Origin of the sequence: Mesorhizobium wenxiniae (assembly GCF_002284535.1) — a bacterium.
GTDB lineage: Bacteria > Pseudomonadota > Alphaproteobacteria > Rhizobiales > Rhizobiaceae > Mesorhizobium > Mesorhizobium wenxiniae.
In genome coordinates, this window is sequence record NZ_NPKH01000023.1 from 517,687 (window position 1) to 535,441 (window position 17,755).

The following is a 17,755-nucleotide window of genomic DNA, read 5'->3' on the forward strand; positions in this document are numbered from 1 at the left end:
GGCCGGCGTTACCGTGCGTAGGTTCCGACCAGTTCAGTCTGCTCCAGCGCATGCTTCTGGGCTTCCTTCCAGACAGACTGCACGCCCGCCTGTCCCGGCACACTGAGGCTCGGCACGTCGAGCGCGGCCAGCCGGAAGTGATAATGATGGACGCCATGTCCCACCGGCGGCTGTGGGCCGTCGTAATAGGCATTGCCGAAATCGTTGGTGCCTTGCCGAAGTGCCGACGGACCTGGCTTGCCATCTTGCGCCTCGGCTAGCTCGCTGGCATCGGGCGGGATATTGAACACCGCCCAGTGCCCGAAGGTGCCGCTCGGCGCGTCGGGATCCTGCACGACAAGAACAAGGCTTTTCGCACCATCCGGAACCCCGGACCACTTCAGCGGCGGCGAGACGTTCTGGCCGTCACGCGTATACCTTTCAGGGATTTTCCCGCCCGCCGGAAACGCAGGGCTGATAAGGGTGAGTGGCATTTCATTTCCCCAAAGAAGCGTTACGTTACGGCCGAGACCATCGAGGTCTGGGCGCCATTTCACGCCGTTTGCTGAGCTTCCGCGGCGCGCCTGATTTCTGCCGGCAAGGATTCCCAAACCTTGGTCATCTGCCCCTCTTCCACGTGGTGAGCGAGCACCTTGGATACGACCCTGAATGCATCGTTGGAATCGACCGGCCGGGTGAACTCCAGCTCCGCCTTGATTTTGGCGAGAAACTCATCGAGCGACCGCAACTTCTCGGGCGTCTTGGAAGGCTGATACTGGTCGTAATAGGCGCCGCGTACCAGGATCGGCAGCGCGGGCCGAGGTGGGCTGCAAGATCCGGCTGCATGCGGTCTCGCAGCGCGTGCAGCATCGCTCCAAGAACATGCCATGCGATCTGCCGATCCGGTCCCATCTCGGCCATGATCTCGTCGAACGACCGTGGGTCGGCTGTTGTTCCCGTCCCCCAAGCTTAAAGGCCGTCTCTCGCGAAGGCGTGTGATCCATCCGGCCAAGCTTTCGCTACGTTTGTTTCCGCCAAGATTGCCCCGTCAAGATTTGGCCATGGCGACGGCAACGAAAAGCGATTGTCCTTGCCTGTTGATGCGGAACAATATGGGCCTGTTCTGTTGACGCGATTTCGCCCACTCCTCTTGGATGTCCGACGGCTGCGTCACATTCCGGTTGTTGGCCGAGACGATCACATCGCCGGGCTGAATGCCGTTTTCGGCGGCGAGGCCGTTGGGGGCCACTTCTTGCACGAATACGCCCGTAATGTCCGGCTGGAGTCCGAGTTGCTGGCGCCCCTCATCCGGGATTGGGCTGAGCGACAAACCAAGACGTGTGTCGGCCGTTTGCGACTTTGGAACGGCGCCGGTCTGTTGCTCCTCATCGTCGCGCTGTCCGATGGTCAGAGCTATTTCCTGTTGGCTGCCTCCACGATTTCTTGTCAGCGTCGTTTTTGTTCCCGGCGTTTGGCTCGCAGCCGCGAGCGTCAAATCGTGGACGTTCTGGATGTCCTTGCCGTTAAAGCGTGTAATCACGTCTCCTGCCTGTATGCCTGCCTGCTCCGCCGGACTGCCGGGTTCGACCGAAGCGACCAGCGCTCCCTTGCTGTCGGGTATTCCAAGCGCCTCAGCAATCGACGGCGTGATCTCCTGGAGACGTACTCCGATGAATCCGCGCTCGATCCGGCCGGTGCGGATCAACTGGTCGACGATGTTGCGGGCGGTGCGGGATGGTACCGCAAAGCCAATCCCTATGCTGCCACCAGTGGGAGATACGATGGCCGTGTTGACCCCGATCACTTCGCCGCGCGCATTGAACAGCGGGCCGCCGGAATTGCCGCGATTGATTGAGGCGTCGGTCTGGAGAAAGTCGTCGTATGGACCGGCATTGATGTCGCGCGAACGGGCCGAAAGCACGCCGACGGTGACGGTCCCACCGAGTCCGAACGGACTCCCGATGGCGATGGTCCATGCGCCGGGTTGTACTGCATCTGAGTCACCCCAGGCGGTGGTTGTCATGTTGGGCCGTGGGTCGATCTTCAGCACCGCGAGGTCGGTTGCCGCATCGCGGCCGACGAGCCGCGCAGGCAGCGTCTCCTTGTCGGAGAATACGACATGAATTTCGCTTGCATCGGCAACGACATGGTTGTTGGTGACGATGTATCCATCGGGGCTGATCACAAAGCCGGAGCCAAGAGCCTCTCGCACCCGCGGTTGAGCCGGTCCCAGGCCGCGGCCATAGAAAGGACTAAGAAGGTCGTTCAACGTCGCCTGGTCTTGGATAATCTGTCGGGTGGTTATTGCGACCACGGCCGGAATTTTCTCGCGCACGATTGCCGTGAAGTCGTTCGGGATTTCCTGGGCTGCGAGCGGAGCGAAGCCGCCGGCCGAGAGCATCAGAGTTCCTGCGATCAGGCCGGCGTAAAGTCTTTTGTTCAAAACCGGGAACATGGTCTGCGACTCCTCCAGCGTTCAGTGATCAAGCATGCGACGGCTCCAGGATGAGCCAGCGGTTCACCAGCGGATTACGACAACCTTGTCGCTCCCGTTGGCGAGTTCGATAGCTTCGCTGCCGTCCGGTTTGCGGCTTTCAATCCGGGCGCTTTCTATTGTTTCTATGCCAGCGATATTGGCTGCAAAGGCCTCGTCAATCTCGGCGGCACAGACCAGGGTATCCGGCGGCAGATCCTTCACTTGGTCCATCAACTCGCGAAGCTTCATGGCGAACCTCCTTGGCACAGGCCCGGATTCTTCCGACCGCACATTCCAACCATGTCCCTCCAGAAAAGTTCCCTGACGAGATTGCGGGAATCTCACAGGATGATCTCTGCGCAAGGGTCTCTCGTAGAGCCCGAGAGAACGGTCTTTGAATAACCACGACCGGCCCCGGAATTCATCGGAACCTCCAGCTCGCAATCCGGCGGGCGGGGATCTGCCCGTTACGCTCGGCCGCGATGTAGCGGGCGTGGTGGAGCTGTCCGGCACGCGGCGCAACTTTGAAGAAGGGCGATCCGATGTTTTGCCATGCTTGGCAGTGACCGCGGCGGCAACGCCGAATACGTCGTGGTCAAGGCGACGGAAGCGGCAGTAAAACCGGAACGTCTAAGCCATGTGGAAGCCGCCGCCGTGCCGCTTGCCGGCATTACAGCATGCCAGGGCCTTTCGACCATGGCGACCCTCAAATCCGGGCAGCGGGTTCTCATCCATGGCGGCGCCGGCGGTGTCGGGCATCAGGCAATTCAGTTTGCAAGGCTGTGGGCGCATTTGTCGTGACGACTGTTGCTGCCGAGGATTTCGATTTTGTCCGCGATGCACATGTGGTGGCATGGATCGTATGAGCGCGGGCTGTGTTCACTTAAGAGGGCGCTCGAATTGCTCCTCTATACGGTCGCCAGCAAAGAGCCCGACCGGGCGAGCATGAAATCTTCACCCGGCCGCTCTGAAAGCACGGCATTCGCTCCACGATCCACTGCGTTGCCGGCGACGCCACCAGCATCTGGCGGCCAGCCGCTCACGAGAACGTCAAGACTTGTCGTTACCGTTCTGCGCTGGCCTCAATGCACAAACCTTGCCCTCAGCCAAGCCAGAAGTCTGTTGCCGGTAATTGTCCGGCGAACTCTGGCGGCAGCCCATCGGGCTTGCATCGTAGCACCGACGTGGCAGTGACAGACGATGTTGTGCAACTGCCAGTCACTCAGCTCGAAGAAGCGCTTTGCCTCACCGTAGGTGTCATCTTTCAGACCCATGGCGCGCAGCACCGGATCCTCATAGGCAACGGTGATCGGCGACCCCGCGCCACGCGCTACGGCACGGGCTTCAGGACTGAGATATTCGGTGCCTGAAAGCGCTCCGAGGCAACGCCGTGGATTTTGCTCGAGAAGCTTTGCCCAACGCTCGATCCGTTGCGTCCGAGACATGGTCGGGTATGTCGCCGAGGGCTCAACTGTTGCGATTGTCTGCAGTTGCTCGAGTGTTTGGTGTTTCATGGTCGGCTCCTTTCAATAGGTCGAAGCGCCCACGCCCTCACAGAAGATTATTGCGCTGCGACGCGCCGACAAGGCCGGAATCGGCGATGTTAGGAGTTTGCCCCTCGCAGGGGTTCTTATCAGGAACCTTCTCGGGGGCCTGCTTGTTTTGGCTAGTGAAAGGAGAGCGTCATGAGCACAAAACCACCACCCGTTCCGGCAGAGAACAAGAGCCCTAAGGGTCCGGGCGATAAGAAGTCAATTCCCGTCGACCAAACGCAGCACGGCCGTTCCGCCCCAGATCCCGACAAACAGGGCCAGCAGGGCAACACTAGGGTCAATACGACCCATCAAAGCTACCAGCAGGACCGTTAGGTGATTTCATGTCTACGTCGAAGAAGACCCGCGCCAGCATCCGCCATGGCGGTCCTGGCGCATCGCACGAGAATGCCAAGAAGCCGCTGGTGATAGAAAAGCCGCCAGCCGATTCCGATCAGCGCAGCCGCAGCAAGATCTCCGGCGGTGGAGGCGAACGCGACAGCCACCATACTCATGACTCGGAAGAGAAGGGCGGCGGCACCCGACCGGCACACCAAGCAAGGTGAATGGTTGTTCACGTCCCGAAGCCTGCGGCCCGGCACCTCGCATTTCTGCTGAAAATGGCGAGGTGCCAAACATCATCAGGTCGTCTGATTGTGAGCACCGCCTCGGCAGTGGCTGTGGCTTTTTTGCCCTATCGCCGAAACTTCGGCCCGCGACAGGCATCCTGCTGTGATTGCCCGTCCCTCCAGGTGGTCCGAGGCTGAAAGCCTGTTGCCCGCTGGCTCCCGGCCGGCGGGCTTTCCCGTCAGCCTACCGGCTTTTTCCCGCTAGACGAGCGACACGATGCTACTTCCGGTGGAACAGGAAGCCCCTTCTGGGAGTTCATACCGTCATCAACATGCGCAATGGACGTGCCCTTGTATGGCGCGGCAGCGCAAGGATGGGAGAACCACCATGACCCTCGGCACCATACTCATCATCATTTTGATCCTTGTCTTGCTTGGCGGGTTCAGCGGTCTGGGTGGCGGGCCGTTCTACGGCACCGGCTATTATGGTGGCGGCGGCCTCGGTCTCGTGCTACTCATCGTCATTATCCTGGTCCTTCTCGGACGCATCTAGTGCCCGCTCGATTAGGCCGATAACTTCAGGGTGATCCTGGGTCGCGCTAGTACCTTGTCCAGGAATGTGGCGGCTGCAGGCAAAGGGGGGCGCACGTGATTGTCCGGACGGAACCGAAATCGCTCAAGTGCATTATAGCCGCTCGGAAATCCACGAGAATGGCGCCATAAGTGAACTTCGTTGAACAAGCCGATGTCGGCCTCGGAGTTTCGGGCATTCCCGCTGCCGATCTGATGCAGGCACTGCCGGTCGCCATCTACACCGTCGACGGGCAGGGACGCATCACCTTCTTCAACGAAGCCGCAGCTGAGCTCTGGGGCCATCGTCCCGTTATCGGTCGGGACCTATGGTGCGGTTCGTGGAAGCTTCGTCATCTCGACGGTCGGGATATGGCACATGGCGAGTGTCCGATGGCCGTGGCGCTGCGCGAAGGACGGGATGTCTCATGGGACCAGGCGATTGCGGAGCGGCCGGACGGCGAACTCGTCCCGTTCAGGGCTCACCCACGCCTGCTTCGCGACGAAGCGGGCAATGTTGTCGGTGCCATCAACACGCTGCTCGACCTGCGCACCCAGAAGCTGGGCGATGAAGCCCGCATGCGCCTTGCCGCCATTGTCGAGTCGTCGATGGACGCCATCGTGTCGAAGGACATGAATGGCATCATCACCAGTTGGAACGATGCTGCAGAGCGCTTGTTCGGCTACACGCCTGCCGAGGCGGTCGGCCGGCCGGTGACGATGCTCATTCCGCCCGACCGTCTCGACGAGGAAGTCTCGATCATCAGCCGCATCCGCGCCGGCGAACGCGTCCCCTCCTATGAGACGATGCGCCTGCGCAAGGACGGCACGCTCGTTTCGGTCTCGCTCACCGTCTCGCCGATCCGCGACGGAATCGGGCGGGTCGTCGGCGCCTCCAAGATCGCGCGCGACATCAGTTCTCACAAGGAGAACGAGCGGCGCATCCGTCTGCTCATGCGCGAGGTCAATCATCGGGTGAAGAACCAGTTTTCGGTCATCATCTCGATGATCCGCGAGACCAGCAGGCTGACGAGCACACCTGAGGCTTTCCTCGGGCAGGTTCGGGAGCGCATTATGGCGCTTTCGGAATCCCACGATCTCCTGGTCAATGCCGAGTGGCGCGGGGCGACCGTCGGCGAGCTCATCCAGGCACAGCTCAAGGCCTTTGCAGCGCAGTCCCGCGTGTCGATGGCCGGGCCAATGGTGATACTGCAGCCGAACGCCGTCCAGTATCTCGGTATCGCCTTCCACGAACTCGCCACCAATTCGGCAAAACATGGAGCGCTGTCCTGTAGCGGCGGACGCGTCGAAATCGATTGGAATGTGATCCCTGCCGGCGGCGGCGCCGACACCTTTCGACTGGTCTGGAATGAGTTGGACGGGCCGATCCTGGATGCTGTCAGGCGGCGCGGCTTCGGAGTGGTCGTTCTCGAGCGGGTGGCGCCGCAGGCACTCAGCGGCAGCGGGCGGCTGGAATTCCACGAGCAAGGCGTCACCTGGACGCTTGAGGCGCCGCTACCCTTCGTCCAGACGTCTGTCGCGGAGAACGCGGCCGTTTGAAAGCGCCCGTGAAGCTGAACCCTCCCCTCCGACCGACTGTGCTGACGCCGGAGCTATTGCGTTCAGTCCGGCTGGCGATGGTAGAGCGAAACAGTCCTGTCCTCCAGAACATCGAAGCCGCCGCTGCCAGGCAGAGCATCGCAATTCACTGAGTGCCGATGGACGTTATGTGATTCAAGAACTGTGAGGCTGTCGAATTCCATGGCCGCCCCGCAGAACTGGGCCGCTTGCAGTACCAGGCATTCGATGTCTTCAAGCGCGACGTTTTCTGCGAGGTTTCGCAGCCGCACGGCCTCGGCCACGGCGGTCACATTGACCAATCCCTTATAGCGGGCGGCTGCCCTAACTTGCAGTTTAACCTCTTGACACAAATGAGGCGAGTAACCGTATTTCATGGAAAACCCTCTTTTTCAGGAGCGGTTTGTCCCTCGTTGGTAAGCATGCGCCATAACGATCCGAATGGCAACGGGATCAATAAAATTATACCGTCAAATCAATAAGTTAGCATATGGCGCGGACTGTGCAGTCGACGCCTCACAGTCACTGTCAGCCTTGCACGCCGACAGCGTATGAACCGGCCTTGACGGGCGATGAGACTCCTCCTAATTCTTAGATAAATACTAACTTTGAGCGGCTGGAGGGCAAAAAATGGGCGACCTGGAAAGACCCGAACGACTGCAGATCATGCTAACTGCTGACGAATTGGCTGCATTGGAGAACTGGCGCTTCGAAAGGCGCATGCCAAGCCGGTCGGCGGCGGTGAGAGAGTTGCTGCGGCGCGGTCTCCATGCAGACGGATTTTTGACGGCAGCACAAGGTGCCAAGTCACAGGATTTTGGGATTCTGCCCAGTTCCGGGATTGTCGATGGACCGTCCGACGGCGGCTAGCCGTCTCGAACTGTCGCTCAAGGCTAGCCACCTATACCGGTGCTTCCTTTCGACGTGCCGGAGCCTTGCCCGCGCTCTGGAACCTCAGGCAATCGTCGCGCGTTCGGTGACACGGGGCTACGGTGCCCCGCGCTTTTGAGGCACGTTGTGTACCGGAGCAAAGGCCGGTTGCATCATCACACAGGCCAGCAAGGATCGAAGCAGTGAGCGTGCTTTATCGGGCGGCAAAAATCGCCGAACAAGCTCATGCCGGGCAGATGGACAAGACCGGACGGCCCTATATCGAACATTGCCGCCGGGTCGTTGACGCCGTCGAAACGCTCGATCAGAAGGCCGTTGCCTATCTTCACGACGTTCTAGAGAAAAGCGACGGTTGGGACCGCGATCGGCTCGCGGCGGCTGGTTTTGGAACATCCATCGTGTCGGCAGTCGACGCCTTGACACGCAGGCCGGACGAGGACGACCTCGCTTTCGTGCGCAGAGCAGCATCCAACCCGTTGGCGCTGCCGGTCAAGCGCGCAGATCTCGCCGACAACCTGTGGCAGGCACGGCAGATTGGCGCGCCGAAATCAAAGTATGAAGACGGTCTGCGGATCCTCGACCAAGAATTCTCCGAATGACAAAAGATTGCCGCCTGCCGCGTTACCCGCCGATGTGGAAATCAAGCGCCACCTATTCGGGGAGGTGAGGCGTGTGTCGCTTGTCCTCGGCAGGATCGGCATCGATCCGCGCTTTGTCGCGATCGAAGGCGCCATGACGGGCGATGGCTGATGCCGGGGTGTCGGGCGTCTCGTAGGCCCACATGAAGTCGTCAGCCGCTCCGCCGACCGCGTGAACCCGCCAGTAACTTGCTGTGCCCTTCAGCGGGGAGCGCGTTGTGGTGTTCGTCTTCTCCAGAAGCTCGAAATAGATATCCTCGAAAGGGATATAGAAAACGGGATCATGTCCTTCTTCGTGAAGCACTTTTGCCCGCTCGGTTGAGGCAACGATCGCGTCGGAGAACCTGACCGTCACGGTTCCATTGAAAGGGGTGACTGTAAGCGCGCCGGGGTGGCGGGCGGAATTTGCGGCTGAGGGCTGCATTCGACTTCTCCGTTGGCTGCGCGGTCTCACTGAAACGTAGCACCGCCCATCAGGGTTCCAGGTCGGCCGGGCATCGGCGTCTCAACAAGATGCAAGCGGTGCCTATCCCGAGTTCCGTGGCTCGGGCAGCGATGGCCGCCTCGATGCCTTTGCCGCGACGGAAAACTTGCTGCCGCTGCAGTACGGCAATAGGCGCACTGGAGCGCGCGACCGTGGATGCGGCTTCGCGTCAAAGCGCTACCGCAAGCTTCCCGCAACGCAGGCTTTCTCAGCCCCGCCAGCTGAAATGCTGTGCGGGCAATCCACTTTCAAGGGAACGCTACCGCCGAAACTTCGTTCATCGGTCACCAATACCGTATCGGCGGCGGGCTTCGCAAATGAAGGGAGATTGCCATGAAAGTCGGCAACTGCATGACGAGGAATGTCCAGGTCGCGAACCCCGAACAGTCCATTCGCGAAGTAGCGCAGATCATGGGCAAGCTTGACGCCGGAGTGATGCCCGTGGGCGACCACGACCGGCTGGTCGGGATGATCACCGATCGTGATATCGCGATCCGCGGCGTAGCATTGGGTATGGGACCTGACACCAAGGTGCGTGATGTCATGACCCCGGAGGTCAAATACTGCTTCGATGACGAAGACGTCGAGCATGTGCTTGAGAACATGGGCGACCTGCAGGTGCGTCGGCTTCCGGTTCTGAACCGCGAAAAGAGGCTCGTCGGGATCATCTCTCTTGGCGATCTCGCGACGAACGGCGAAGCGGCAGAAGCGGGAGATGCTTTAAGCGACATCTCGAAGCCCGGCGGCGAGCACTCGCAAACTGCTCACTGACTGACGCTGCGACACGTCGGTGCCAGCGCCTGATGTTCTCGAGCCATTGCAAGCGCCCTGCCAAAGCCTATGCTGAAGGTGGGGCATCTCGGAGTGGATAGATTGAGCTGGTCGCTGAACCTCGGGACGATCGCCGGCACCACCGTGCGCGTTCACTTTACTTTCCTGCTTCTGCTCGTCTGGATTTGGCTCACGCACTATCGGATTGGCGGCACGCCAGCGGCTTGGGAAGGCGTTGCCTTCATCATTGCCGTCTTTGCGTGCGTGGTCCTGCATGAGTTCGGCCATATCGCCGCCGCACGGTATTTCGGCATCGGCACGCCGGACATCACACTTTTCCCGATCGGCGGCGTGGCCAGGCTGGAACGCATGCCCGAAGAGCCGGGACAGGAGTTCGTGATCGCGGTCGCGGGGCCGCTGGTCAATGTCGCGATCGCCGCGCTGATCTTCGCCTTGCTAGGTGGGTCGGCGGGTGTCGAACAGATGGCCGGGATCGAGGATCCGCGCATGAATTTTCTCGCCAGGCTTGCCGGGGTCAATGTCTTCTTGGTCCTTTTCAACATGATCCCGGCCTTCCCGATGGATGGCGGCCGTATCCTGCGCGCAGCCCTCGCCGCCCGCCTTTCCTGGTCGCGCGCGACCCAGATCGCCGCCACGATCGGGCAAGGATTGGCCTTCGTCTTCGGTTTCGTTGGGCTGTTCTACAATCCGCTGCTGATCTTCATCGGCATCTTCGTCTATCTCGCCGCGGCAGCAGAAGCCCAGAACGCACAGATCCGCGAGGTTGCCACAAGCGTCCTGGTCGGTGACGTGATGATTACCGAGTTCGCCCGGCTGGAACGGTCGGCGACGCTTGACGAGGCAATCGAGATGCTGCTCGCGACCACGCAGCACGACTTCCCTGTCACCGACACCGCCGGCCATCTTAAGGGATTGGTGACACGCAACGACATGATCCGAACATTGAAAGAAAAGGGGCCTGCTGAACCGGTAGCGAGCGCAATGCGGAGCGATATCCCGAAAATACATTACCGCAAAAGTCTCGAGGAAAGCCTGCGGCTCATGCAGCAGGCAGATGTGCCTGCTGTCGCCGTCGTGGACAGTTCCGATCGGCTGGTCGGGCTCATGACACACGAAACCATAGGCGAGATGCTTATGGTCCGCTCGGCGGTTTCAGATGCCTTCCGATTTGGTCGTTTGCGTGGGAGCAACCCGCGACTCACACGGATCTGAGCAGGAGAATATTCTTTTTACCGCCTGATCGAGTGAGTGCGCTCTAAATGGTAAGGAAGCGAGCCGAGGCAGGATAATTGCGCCGACACGGGCCATCAGCCTTGCCTGGGAGCAGAACCGGCCGGAACGACGTCGTTCCGGCCGGCTTATCTTCTGTATCTCAAGCGCCCGCGACGTGAGGCAGAAGTTCAAGCGCACCGCGATAGATCATGTCGCCAGCTACGTAGAGGATGACCACTAGGCCGACATAGGCAATCCAACGGTGCTTCTGAAGCAGATTGGCGATGAGGTTTGCAGCAATGCCCATCAGCGCGACGGAGAGGACAAGGCCGAAGATCAATACGTTCGGATGTTCGCGCGCGGCTCCCGCTACCGCCAGAACATTGTCGAGCGACATCGAGACGTCGGCGATGATGATCTGCCAGGTTGCCTGCGCCAGGGTCTTGCGCGGAGCTTTGCCAGCTATGATGCCGTCGTAGTCGACGTCACTTTCCGAAAGCGCTTCGATCGCCTGTGTTTCCTGCGCATGGTTTTGCCGGAGTTCGCGCCACATCTTCCAGCACACCCACAACAGCAATATACCGCCAGCCAACAGCAACCCGACGATCTGCAGGAGTTGAGTTGTCGCGGCCGCAAAGCCGATGCGCAGAACGGCGGCTGCGATTATACCAACGACGATTGCGTTTCTGCGCTGCTCTTTGGGTAGTCCGGCCGCGGCAAGGCCGATAACGATGGCGTTGTCACCGGCCAGCACCAGGTCGATCATGATGACCTGCAACAGAGCGGTCATTGCTTCAGGACTAAAAAATTCTGTCATACGGCACCCTTGCGTTCAGCTAGGGGTGACGCGGCTTGCGAGCATAACCGTAGAGCAACGCGGACACCGCGTATGACAAGAGAAATGCCGCTACAGCTGAAGAAATCTCAAAGCCAGGCCACCCGGATTGAATTCCAGTCCGACATCACAGTCCTGATGGACTGCCAGAGGGGCCCGGCCTGGTAGCACCTAGCTATTGCCGGAAACGCGAAAACTCAAGGCTTAATTGTAATTCGGGATGTGTGGCATCGACCCTCGGCAAGTTTCGTACGCCAAGTCGATCGGGCACGCGGCCATTGTACGGGCCGGCAGCCGCAAGTACACTGAGACCGTGGGCTTTGGTCAGTCTCTGTAATACTCGATCTGCGACCGTCGATGGCGATGAAGGAAATCCGTCTTGGCTGTTCATCGACGACCGATCGGCCAATATCTGTTCCCAATCGGCTCCTTGGGTCTGGCCGCACTGATTCATTTCGGCGCCGCGTCGATCGAGCATTCGCTGCTTTCGATCAAGATCCTGGCAATGATCGTGGTCGCTATCTTCATCTTCGCGACCGTGTTTGTGGTTTTGCATCATGCCGAAGCCGTCGCACGGCGGCTCGGTGAACCTTACGGCACGCTGCTTTTGACATTTTCGGTCACGGCCATCGAAGCATCGGTCATCGTTTCGATGATGCTCCATGGCGAGAACAACCCGACGCTGGCACGCGAGTCCGTGTTTTCAACGGTCATGATCGTGTGCGCTGGTGTTGTCGGAGTCTGCCTCACACTGGGTGGGCTGAAGCATCGATATCAGGACATCAAACGACAGGGCACCAACGCTTCCCTTGCCGTCATTATGGCGCTGACGGTTCTTACGCTGATCCTTCCAAACTACACGCTTGCAACAAGCCCCGGTACGTTCTCCGCATCGCAACTCGCTTTCGTGAGCGTTCTTTCAATCCTCCTCTATGGTGCGTTCGTCTTTGCCCAGATGGTGCGCCATCGGGGTGATTTTATCGAGGATCTGACGTCCAGCGCGGAACATGAGGCGCATGTATCTAAGGGTGGGAACGTGGCCACAAACGTGCTCCTCTTATTTGTTGGACTGGCAGGGATCGTTCTTCTGACCGAGCAGGTGGCCGGCAGCATCGAGAATGGGCTCGAGTTTCTTCAAGTTACTCAGGCGGACGCAATCGTGGGCTTCTTCGTCGCTGCGCTGGTGCTTATGCCGGAGGCGGTGTCGGCGGTTCGGGCAGCGCTCAATAACGAACTTCAGCGAGGACTGAATGTCGCTCTCGGCTCTGCCTGCGCCACAATCGGCCTGACAATCCCGGCAATCGGTGCGGCGAGCCTGCTCACCGGACGGAGCCTGACGCTTGGTCTGGGCCCGGGGGATACCGTGCTTCTCATCCTCGCGCTTGCCATCAGCATCGTGAGCTTTGGGACGGGCCGAACAACGATGCTGACGGGGCTTGTTCATCTCGTCGTGTTTGTCGCCTATCTGTTCCTTATCTTCGTGCCGTAGGGCGGGGCCGTGTCGTGTCGATTTGCGCGCAAATGCCTAGCCTGCAATTACTGGACCTTCGAGCGCAAGCGATCCGTCACGAACTCCATCAACACCACGATGGTGAAGATCACGAGAATGATGGTCGAGGCATTCTTGTATTGGAAAAGATCGAACGCGACCTTCAGCTCCTGGCCGATGCCACCGGCTCCAACGAGGCCGAGAACAACAGACGAGCGCACTGCCTTTTCAAGCGCAAAGAGCGTGGTGTTTGTCAGGGACGGCAAAGCGTCGGGCAGAACTGCCCCGCAGAGGACAGAGAACCGACTGGCCCCGATTGCAAACAGCGCTTCCTGAGGTCTTTCGTCGGCATCCTCCATCGCCTCGGCGAAGAAGCGCCCGCAAAAACCGATCGTATCGACGACGATGGTCATGGTTCCAGCAACCGCCCCGAGACCAACGGCTGACACGAAAAGAAGTGCCCAGACCAAATCTGGAACGGTCCTAAACAATGAGACCAGGATCCTGGAGATATGCCGGAACGGGCCGAGCGGGGTTATGTCCTTGGCCGAGAGCCAGGCAAATGGCAAGCTGAGGACGACACCTATTGCTGTCCCCACGACCGCTATCTGAAACGTTTCGATCATGCGCCAGAAAACCCGCAGGAGGAACCCTGGCTCGACATTTGGGGGTATCATGCGGCCGACGAGCTGGGCCATGCGGGGCACTCCCCCTGCCAGCTGTTCCGGCGAAGGTGCGACCTGCCCGGCGGAAACGATCACGAGAGCGGCCAAAGCGACGGCAAAGCTGAAAGTGAGGGGCGAGATCGATGGAATCCGGCTCGGCGAAAGGCGGTCATGCATCGAAGACGTCTTTCAAATCAGCGCGGGTGACATGCGCCGTCGGCCGGTCGAAGAAGACCTTGCCCGCCTTGAGCGCTATCAAGCGATCGGAGTAGTCGAGAGCATGTTCCATGTCGTGCGTGGTGTAGACCAAGGTGATCGCTTGTTCCTGGGTGAGCTCGGAGAAAACGCGCATCACATCATGTCCAGCCGCAGGATCGAGACTTGCCGCCGGTTCGTCTGCTATCAAAAGCTTCGGACGCCGGATCAACGCACGGGCAATCGCCACCCGCTGCGCCTGCCCTCCAGAAAGCGCGTCGGCGCGGGCGCCTGCCTTGCCGAGAAGCCGCACGTCGGCGAGCGCCTGCATTGCTTCCTCGCGCCAGTGTTGCTTTGCGATGGAATGGTGCCAGCCGCGCCAGCCGCCGGGCAGCCCGAGCTTGCCCTGCAAAACGTTTGTAAGAACGGATTGGCGGCTAACCAGTCCGTGATGCTGGAAGACAAATCCGATCTGCCTGCGTATGCGCCGCAGCTGGGCGACGGACGGCGCCGAGCGGAAGCTCTCGCCGAGGGTGACGACCTCGCCACCGCTCGACGGTAAAAGACCGATGAGGCATTTGAGCAGGGTGGATTTTCCAGCACCGTTCGAGCCAATCAGGGCAACCCGTTCGCGCGATGCTATGTTGAGGCCAATACTGGAGAAAACAACCTTTCCGTTCGCATAGCTCTTCGCAAGATCGTGCGCGCGAATGATTGCTGTCATAGTGACCTCTTGGCCCAGACGGGACTACGAAATAGACCGGCGGTTAACCGCCGGCCTTTGCGATGAAAAGGAGCAAGCCTCAGTTTACGAAGTCGGTGAGGGTCTCGATTCCGATCGTGCGGTACATCGAGCGGACATAGTCGTAGTCCGAGTCCCTGACATCAGTCAGAAAGAAACCGCCCTTGAATTTCTGGTTGTCCTCGCCTGTCAGGATCGCTTTCATCAGCTCGTTGCCATTCTTCGCAAAGGCATCGCGGACCTTGACGAACACGTCGTCTGAAATGTCCTTACGGGCGACAAGAATGTCGTTCGGCAGATCGCGGCCCCGTGCGATTACCGAGAAGGCAGTGTCGGGGAACGCTTCCCGGACCGAGTTCAGATAACCGAAATTCAAGCCGATAGCGGCGATGTCGCCGCGGATGAGAGCCTCAGCCGCGATATTGCGCGATATGATCACTGGCTCATAGTCGGTGGCATATTTCAGGTTGAAATCGGCCAGCGCCTGCGCGGGGCCGAGGTGCTGGGAGGTGGAGCCTACCGAGCCGAATGCAATCTTCTTGCCCTTCAAGTCTTCAATCGAGCGGATCGGTCCATTCGCCAGTACGGCGATCTGAGCGAAATAATCGGGGCGCTGCCAGGCAACAACAATCTTCGGCTGGCTTAATTCCTTCATGACCACGTATTCAGCAGGACCGGTCAGGACGAGATCGACCTGCCCGGAATTCATGGCCTCGACGGCGGTGGTCCGCGAGCTGACCGGAAACAGCTCGATATCCAGGCCGGTCGCCTCTTCAAGAGCGGCCTGGAAAGCGCCGAATTCCTGCTCAAGAGCCTCCAGTCCCTCCATGTCGGTTACCGCGAATTTCACCGGCTCCGCAAAAGCTGGAAGAGCGGAGGCAAGCGTCAGCGCGAGTGCGGTTGCGATGGTGCGGATCATCATTTTTCCTTTGCTGTATAGACAGGAAACTGTTACCCGCTAATCCGTATACGCAGCAGATGACGTGCTCGTGACATTTCGTCGGCGCCAGCGGCAGGCTTTGCTTTTAGAGGGATACAGTGAACTGGCACATCCAGCGTGGTCGCATCCTTACCGACCGGGGACTCGAAACCGCGGACCTGAGCATTGCCGGCGGGATACTGTCAGAGATCCAAGCGGCCCATGCCTCCATAATCGATGCCGATGGTCTGCTCGTGCTTCCGGGGATCGTCGATATTCACGGCGACGGCTTCGAGCGGCAAATCATGCCGCGGCCGGGTGTCCGCTTCGACACGGCGCTGGCGTTGAAAGATACGGACCGCCAGCTTGTCGCCAATGGAGTTACCACAGCCTTTCACGGCGTCACGGTGTCATGGGAGCCCGGACTTCGCTCGCTCGAAGCCGCCAAGCAACTGATCGGCGCGCTCTGCGATCTCCGCGATACTCTTAGCTGCGATACGCGTGTGCATCTGCGCTGGGAGACCTTCGCGCTTGATCAGATGGCGCAGGTCATACAATGGCTCTCTCTTTGGCCGCGACCGATCATTGCTCTCAACGACCATACGACCGGGTCGGTATTGAACGGCACGATCGCCCGCAAGATCGGCCAGATGGCGGAACGGTCCGGCTTGAGCCGTGAGCAGTATATGGCGTTGCTCGATCAGATTTGGTCCCGCCGAGCCGACGTAGCGATCGCGATCGGGAAGCTGGCCGCGACTGCACGGGCCAATGGCAATGTGCTTCTTGCCCATGACGAAGCGTCTCCCGAAGAACGTATGTATTTCCGCGGTCTCGGTGCAAAGGCTTCGGAATTTCCACTGACGCTCGAAACGGCGAAAGCCGCGCGGCAAATGGGCGAGGATGTGATCCTCGGCGCGCCCAATGTCGTGCGCGGCGGCAGCCATAATGGAGCGCTGAATGCCACCGAGGCCATCAGAGCCGGGCTCTGCACGGTGCTGACCAGTGACTACCACTATCCCTCGCCTCTGCATGCGGCCTTCAGGCTTTCTTCTCCGGGGGCCAGCGATTTCCCCATGATCTGGAATCTGGTCTCGGCAAATCCGGCCCGGGTAGCCGGCCTTGACGATCGCGGATTGCTTGTTGCCGGCCGCCGAGCGGATCTGATCCTCGTCGATGCCGGCGATCCGGAGCATCCGCGTGTGGTGGCCACCATGGTTCACGGACAAATTGTCTATTCCTCTGGACTCTCGCGCGTAAACCGACGGTCGGCACACCGATCGCCGGTGAATAAGGCTTCATGAACCAGAATACGAAAATCCCAACACCACACGAGCGCAGCGTCAATCGTCTCCTGGCCTTTGACGGGCTGGTCTTTCGGCCACGCAGCGATTCGCCGATCTGGCAGCAGATCTACGATCACATCTTCAATCTGATCGAGAGCGGCTGTCTTCCGCCGGGCAGCCAACTTCCCGGAGAAACGCATCTGGCGGAGAAACTCGCGGTCACCCGCATTACACTTCGCCGGGCGCTGCAGCAGTTACAGCATGAGGGCCACCTCACCGCTCGCAAGGGCGTCGGTATCTTCGTGCGAAACCTACCCTCGACATTCACGGTTCGCGACGGACAGCGCTTTCTCGACAATTTCGAAGCTCATGGCCAGAAAATCGGCACCAAGACGCTGCTGATCGTCCGGGAACCAGCAGAACCGGCCGCGGCGGAGCGGTTGCGTCTCGCACCTGATGCCGCCATTATCCGGCTGTGCCGGATCAGAACGTCCGATAAGCAGCCGGTTTACGTCAATACCAAGGTCTTTCCAGCCAATCTCTTTCCTGATTTCGAGCAGACGTACGACGTGCGTCAGTCGGTGACCGATGTTTTCCGCGCGCATGGCATCGAGAATTACCGGCGGGCCGAGACGCGCATCAGTGGCGGCTTTGCGTCCCCTGATGAAGCCGGAATCCTGCGGCTGACACCCGGAACACCAGTATTCCGCATCAATGCCGTCAACGAGGACCGCAACGGCATACCAATCGAATGGACCCGCGGCTGCTGGCCGCTGACGTCTGTCGAGTTCGTGTTCTGATCCTGGCGCGATGGCGCGCTCAACATGCTCTTCGCCTCAGCCCATGGTTCCTGGGGCGTAGCGATCAGCACGACCAGTTCATGATGTCGGTCGGCCATTGGGTCGG

Annotated in this window: 23 protein-coding genes; 12 read left to right on the forward strand and 11 right to left on the reverse strand. The window is 59.9% G+C overall.

Annotated elements, in window-relative coordinates:
* Positions 1 to 8 precede the first annotated feature (8 nt).
* The 4 genes from CIT31_RS18940 to CIT31_RS18955 form a co-directional block, all read right to left on the reverse strand.
* Positions 9 to 473, reverse strand: coding sequence for a YbhB/YbcL family Raf kinase inhibitor-like protein (locus CIT31_RS18940; RefSeq protein WP_095519842.1), 465 nt, complete (start codon positions 471 to 473; stop codon positions 9 to 11).
* Positions 474 to 532: 59 nt separating this feature from the next.
* Positions 533 to 868, reverse strand: a complete 336-nt coding sequence (locus CIT31_RS18945; RefSeq protein ID WP_342586940.1) for a DUF2267 domain-containing protein — start codon at positions 866 to 868, stop codon at positions 533 to 535.
* A gap of 159 nt (positions 869 to 1,027) precedes the next feature.
* On the reverse strand, positions 1,028 to 2,434 hold the full coding sequence (locus tag CIT31_RS18950) for a Do family serine endopeptidase (protein ID WP_095519843.1): 1,407 nt from the start codon (positions 2,432 to 2,434) through the stop codon (positions 1,028 to 1,030).
* A 63-nt stretch (positions 2,435 to 2,497) separates the two neighbouring features.
* The gene (locus tag CIT31_RS18955; protein ID WP_095519844.1) at positions 2,498 to 2,704 is read right to left on the reverse strand and encodes a sugar phosphorylase; all 207 of its coding nucleotides are present in this window, start codon (positions 2,702 to 2,704) and stop codon (positions 2,498 to 2,500) included.
* 303 nt (positions 2,705 to 3,007) lie between these two features.
* Between CIT31_RS18955 and CIT31_RS18960 the strand changes: the two genes are divergently transcribed.
* Positions 3,008 to 3,256, forward strand: coding sequence for an MDR/zinc-dependent alcohol dehydrogenase-like family protein (locus CIT31_RS18960; RefSeq protein WP_245316371.1), 249 nt, complete (start codon positions 3,008 to 3,010; stop codon positions 3,254 to 3,256).
* A 281-nt stretch (positions 3,257 to 3,537) separates the two neighbouring features.
* Here the strand turns inward: CIT31_RS18960 and CIT31_RS18965 are convergent, their stop codons facing one another.
* On the reverse strand, positions 3,538 to 3,969 hold the full coding sequence (locus CIT31_RS18965) for a hypothetical protein (RefSeq protein ID WP_095519845.1): 432 nt from the start codon (positions 3,967 to 3,969) through the stop codon (positions 3,538 to 3,540).
* Between the two features lie 171 nt (positions 3,970 to 4,140).
* Here CIT31_RS18965 and CIT31_RS35245 point away from each other — a divergent pair, with 171 nt between their 5' ends.
* From CIT31_RS35245 to CIT31_RS18985, 4 genes are all read left to right on the forward strand, one after another.
* On the forward strand, positions 4,141 to 4,323 hold the full coding sequence (locus CIT31_RS35245) for a hypothetical protein (protein ID WP_095519846.1): 183 nt from the start codon (positions 4,141 to 4,143) through the stop codon (positions 4,321 to 4,323).
* An 8-nt stretch (positions 4,324 to 4,331) separates the two neighbouring features.
* Positions 4,332 to 4,553, forward strand: a complete 222-nt coding sequence (locus CIT31_RS18975) for a hypothetical protein (protein WP_095519847.1) — start codon at positions 4,332 to 4,334, stop codon at positions 4,551 to 4,553.
* Positions 4,554 to 4,944: 391 nt separating this feature from the next.
* Positions 4,945 to 5,109 carry a DUF3309 family protein gene (locus CIT31_RS18980; protein ID WP_065007862.1) on the forward strand — a complete coding sequence of 55 codons (165 nt, stop codon included), beginning with the start codon at positions 4,945 to 4,947 and terminating at the stop codon, positions 5,107 to 5,109.
* A gap of 170 nt (positions 5,110 to 5,279) precedes the next feature.
* Positions 5,280 to 6,686, forward strand: coding sequence for a PAS domain S-box protein (locus CIT31_RS18985; protein WP_245316372.1), 1,407 nt, complete (start codon positions 5,280 to 5,282; stop codon positions 6,684 to 6,686).
* Positions 6,687 to 6,748: 62 nt separating this feature from the next.
* Here CIT31_RS18985 and CIT31_RS34665 read toward each other — a convergent pair whose 3' ends face one another.
* Positions 6,749 to 7,081 carry a hypothetical protein gene (locus tag CIT31_RS34665; RefSeq protein WP_206073387.1) on the reverse strand — a complete coding sequence of 111 codons (333 nt, stop codon included), beginning with the start codon at positions 7,079 to 7,081 and terminating at the stop codon, positions 6,749 to 6,751.
* Between the two features lie 253 nt (positions 7,082 to 7,334).
* Here CIT31_RS34665 and CIT31_RS18995 point away from each other — a divergent pair, with 253 nt between their 5' ends.
* Both CIT31_RS18995 and CIT31_RS19000 read left to right on the forward strand, forming a co-directional pair.
* A complete protein-coding gene (locus CIT31_RS18995) occupies positions 7,335 to 7,574 on the forward strand; it encodes a hypothetical protein (protein ID WP_065007863.1) in 240 nt (79 codons plus the stop codon).
* Between the two features lie 203 nt (positions 7,575 to 7,777).
* The gene (locus tag CIT31_RS19000) at positions 7,778 to 8,194 is read left to right on the forward strand and encodes an HD domain-containing protein (protein WP_095519848.1); all 417 of its coding nucleotides are present in this window, start codon (positions 7,778 to 7,780) and stop codon (positions 8,192 to 8,194) included.
* A gap of 52 nt (positions 8,195 to 8,246) precedes the next feature.
* On the opposite strand, the gene CIT31_RS19005 is transcribed toward CIT31_RS19000, so the two are convergent.
* Positions 8,247 to 8,657 carry a DUF427 domain-containing protein gene (locus CIT31_RS19005; RefSeq protein WP_095519849.1) on the reverse strand — a complete coding sequence of 137 codons (411 nt, stop codon included), beginning with the start codon at positions 8,655 to 8,657 and terminating at the stop codon, positions 8,247 to 8,249.
* A gap of 393 nt (positions 8,658 to 9,050) precedes the next feature.
* Between CIT31_RS19005 and CIT31_RS19010 the strand changes: the two genes are divergently transcribed.
* A complete protein-coding gene (locus tag CIT31_RS19010) occupies positions 9,051 to 9,488 on the forward strand; it encodes a CBS domain-containing protein (protein WP_065007865.1) in 438 nt (145 codons plus the stop codon).
* Positions 9,489 to 9,557: 69 nt separating this feature from the next.
* Positions 9,558 to 10,721 carry a site-2 protease family protein gene (locus tag CIT31_RS19015; protein WP_425350615.1) on the forward strand — a complete coding sequence of 388 codons (1,164 nt, stop codon included), beginning with the start codon at positions 9,558 to 9,560 and terminating at the stop codon, positions 10,719 to 10,721.
* Positions 10,722 to 10,881: 160 nt separating this feature from the next.
* Here the strand turns inward: CIT31_RS19015 and CIT31_RS19020 are convergent, their stop codons facing one another.
* Complete coding sequence (locus tag CIT31_RS19020; protein WP_029355996.1) at positions 10,882 to 11,538, reverse strand: TerC family protein; 657 nt, start codon at positions 11,536 to 11,538, stop codon at positions 10,882 to 10,884.
* A 397-nt stretch (positions 11,539 to 11,935) separates the two neighbouring features.
* On the opposite strand from CIT31_RS19020, the gene CIT31_RS19025 reads away from it, so the two are divergent.
* Complete coding sequence (locus CIT31_RS19025; RefSeq protein WP_245316373.1) at positions 11,936 to 13,045, forward strand: calcium:cation antiporter; 1,110 nt, start codon at positions 11,936 to 11,938, stop codon at positions 13,043 to 13,045.
* 47 nt (positions 13,046 to 13,092) lie between these two features.
* Here CIT31_RS19025 and phnE read toward each other — a convergent pair whose 3' ends face one another.
* The 3 genes from phnE to CIT31_RS19040 all read right to left on the reverse strand — a co-directional run bounded on the left by phnE (position 13,093) and on the right by CIT31_RS19040 (position 15,569).
* A complete protein-coding gene (phnE, locus tag CIT31_RS19030) occupies positions 13,093 to 13,887 on the reverse strand; it encodes a phosphonate ABC transporter, permease protein PhnE (protein ID WP_095519850.1) in 795 nt (264 codons plus the stop codon).
* The gene (locus CIT31_RS19035; RefSeq protein ID WP_095519851.1) at positions 13,880 to 14,629 is read right to left on the reverse strand and encodes a phosphonate ABC transporter ATP-binding protein; all 750 of its coding nucleotides are present in this window, start codon (positions 14,627 to 14,629) and stop codon (positions 13,880 to 13,882) included. The genes phnE and CIT31_RS19035 overlap by 8 nt, the downstream gene beginning before the upstream one ends.
* A 79-nt stretch (positions 14,630 to 14,708) precedes the next feature.
* Positions 14,709 to 15,569: a phosphate/phosphite/phosphonate ABC transporter substrate-binding protein gene (locus CIT31_RS19040; RefSeq protein WP_245316374.1), complete on the reverse strand. Its 861-nt coding sequence runs from the start codon at positions 15,567 to 15,569 to the stop codon at positions 14,709 to 14,711.
* 116 nt (positions 15,570 to 15,685) lie between these two features.
* On the opposite strand from CIT31_RS19040, the gene CIT31_RS19045 reads away from it, so the two are divergent.
* On the forward strand, positions 15,686 to 16,867 hold the full coding sequence (locus tag CIT31_RS19045) for an alpha-D-ribose 1-methylphosphonate 5-triphosphate diphosphatase (RefSeq protein WP_101918697.1): 1,182 nt from the start codon (positions 15,686 to 15,688) through the stop codon (positions 16,865 to 16,867).
* On the forward strand, positions 16,864 to 17,649 hold the full coding sequence (gene phnF / locus CIT31_RS19050; RefSeq protein WP_095519852.1) for a phosphonate metabolism transcriptional regulator PhnF: 786 nt from the start codon (positions 16,864 to 16,866) through the stop codon (positions 17,647 to 17,649). Before CIT31_RS19045 ends, phnF begins: the two co-directional genes overlap by 4 nt.
* Positions 17,650 to 17,755: the final 106 nt, after the last annotated feature.

Bases quoted from the DNA above. Each gene is read 5' to 3' on its own strand.
- CIT31_RS18940 (WP_095519842.1), bottom strand. From the start codon at position 473: ATGCCACTCACCCTTATCAGCCCTGCGTTTCCGGCGGGCGGGAAAATC.
- CIT31_RS18945 (WP_342586940.1), bottom strand. From the start codon at position 868: ATGGCATGTTCTTGGAGCGATGCTGCACGCGCTGCGAGACCGCATGCA.
- CIT31_RS18950 (WP_095519843.1), bottom strand. From the start codon at position 2,434: ATGTTCCCGGTTTTGAACAAAAGACTTTACGCCGGCCTGATCGCAGGA.
- CIT31_RS18955 (WP_095519844.1), bottom strand. From the start codon at position 2,704: ATGAAGCTTCGCGAGTTGATGGACCAAGTGAAGGATCTGCCGCCGGAT.
- CIT31_RS18960 (WP_245316371.1), top strand. From the start codon at position 3,008: ATGCTTGGCAGTGACCGCGGCGGCAACGCCGAATACGTCGTGGTCAAG.
- CIT31_RS18965 (WP_095519845.1), bottom strand. From the start codon at position 3,969: ATGAAACACCAAACACTCGAGCAACTGCAGACAATCGCAACAGTTGAG.
- CIT31_RS35245 (WP_095519846.1), top strand. From the start codon at position 4,141: ATGAGCACAAAACCACCACCCGTTCCGGCAGAGAACAAGAGCCCTAAG.
- CIT31_RS18975 (WP_095519847.1), top strand. From the start codon at position 4,332: ATGTCTACGTCGAAGAAGACCCGCGCCAGCATCCGCCATGGCGGTCCT.
- CIT31_RS18980 (WP_065007862.1), top strand. From the start codon at position 4,945: ATGACCCTCGGCACCATACTCATCATCATTTTGATCCTTGTCTTGCTT.
- CIT31_RS34665 (WP_206073387.1), bottom strand. From the start codon at position 7,081: ATGAAATACGGTTACTCGCCTCATTTGTGTCAAGAGGTTAAACTGCAA.
- CIT31_RS18995 (WP_065007863.1), top strand. From the start codon at position 7,335: ATGGGCGACCTGGAAAGACCCGAACGACTGCAGATCATGCTAACTGCT.
- CIT31_RS19005 (WP_095519849.1), bottom strand. From the start codon at position 8,657: ATGCAGCCCTCAGCCGCAAATTCCGCCCGCCACCCCGGCGCGCTTACA.
- CIT31_RS19010 (WP_065007865.1), top strand. From the start codon at position 9,051: ATGAAAGTCGGCAACTGCATGACGAGGAATGTCCAGGTCGCGAACCCC.
- CIT31_RS19015 (WP_425350615.1), top strand. From the start codon at position 9,558: ATGCTGAAGGTGGGGCATCTCGGAGTGGATAGATTGAGCTGGTCGCTG.
- CIT31_RS19020 (WP_029355996.1), bottom strand. From the start codon at position 11,538: ATGACAGAATTTTTTAGTCCTGAAGCAATGACCGCTCTGTTGCAGGTC.
- phnE (WP_095519850.1), bottom strand. From the start codon at position 13,887: ATGCATGACCGCCTTTCGCCGAGCCGGATTCCATCGATCTCGCCCCTC.
- CIT31_RS19035 (WP_095519851.1), bottom strand. From the start codon at position 14,629: ATGACAGCAATCATTCGCGCGCACGATCTTGCGAAGAGCTATGCGAAC.
- CIT31_RS19040 (WP_245316374.1), bottom strand. From the start codon at position 15,569: ATGATGATCCGCACCATCGCAACCGCACTCGCGCTGACGCTTGCCTCC.
- phnF (WP_095519852.1), top strand. From the start codon at position 16,864: ATGAACCAGAATACGAAAATCCCAACACCACACGAGCGCAGCGTCAAT.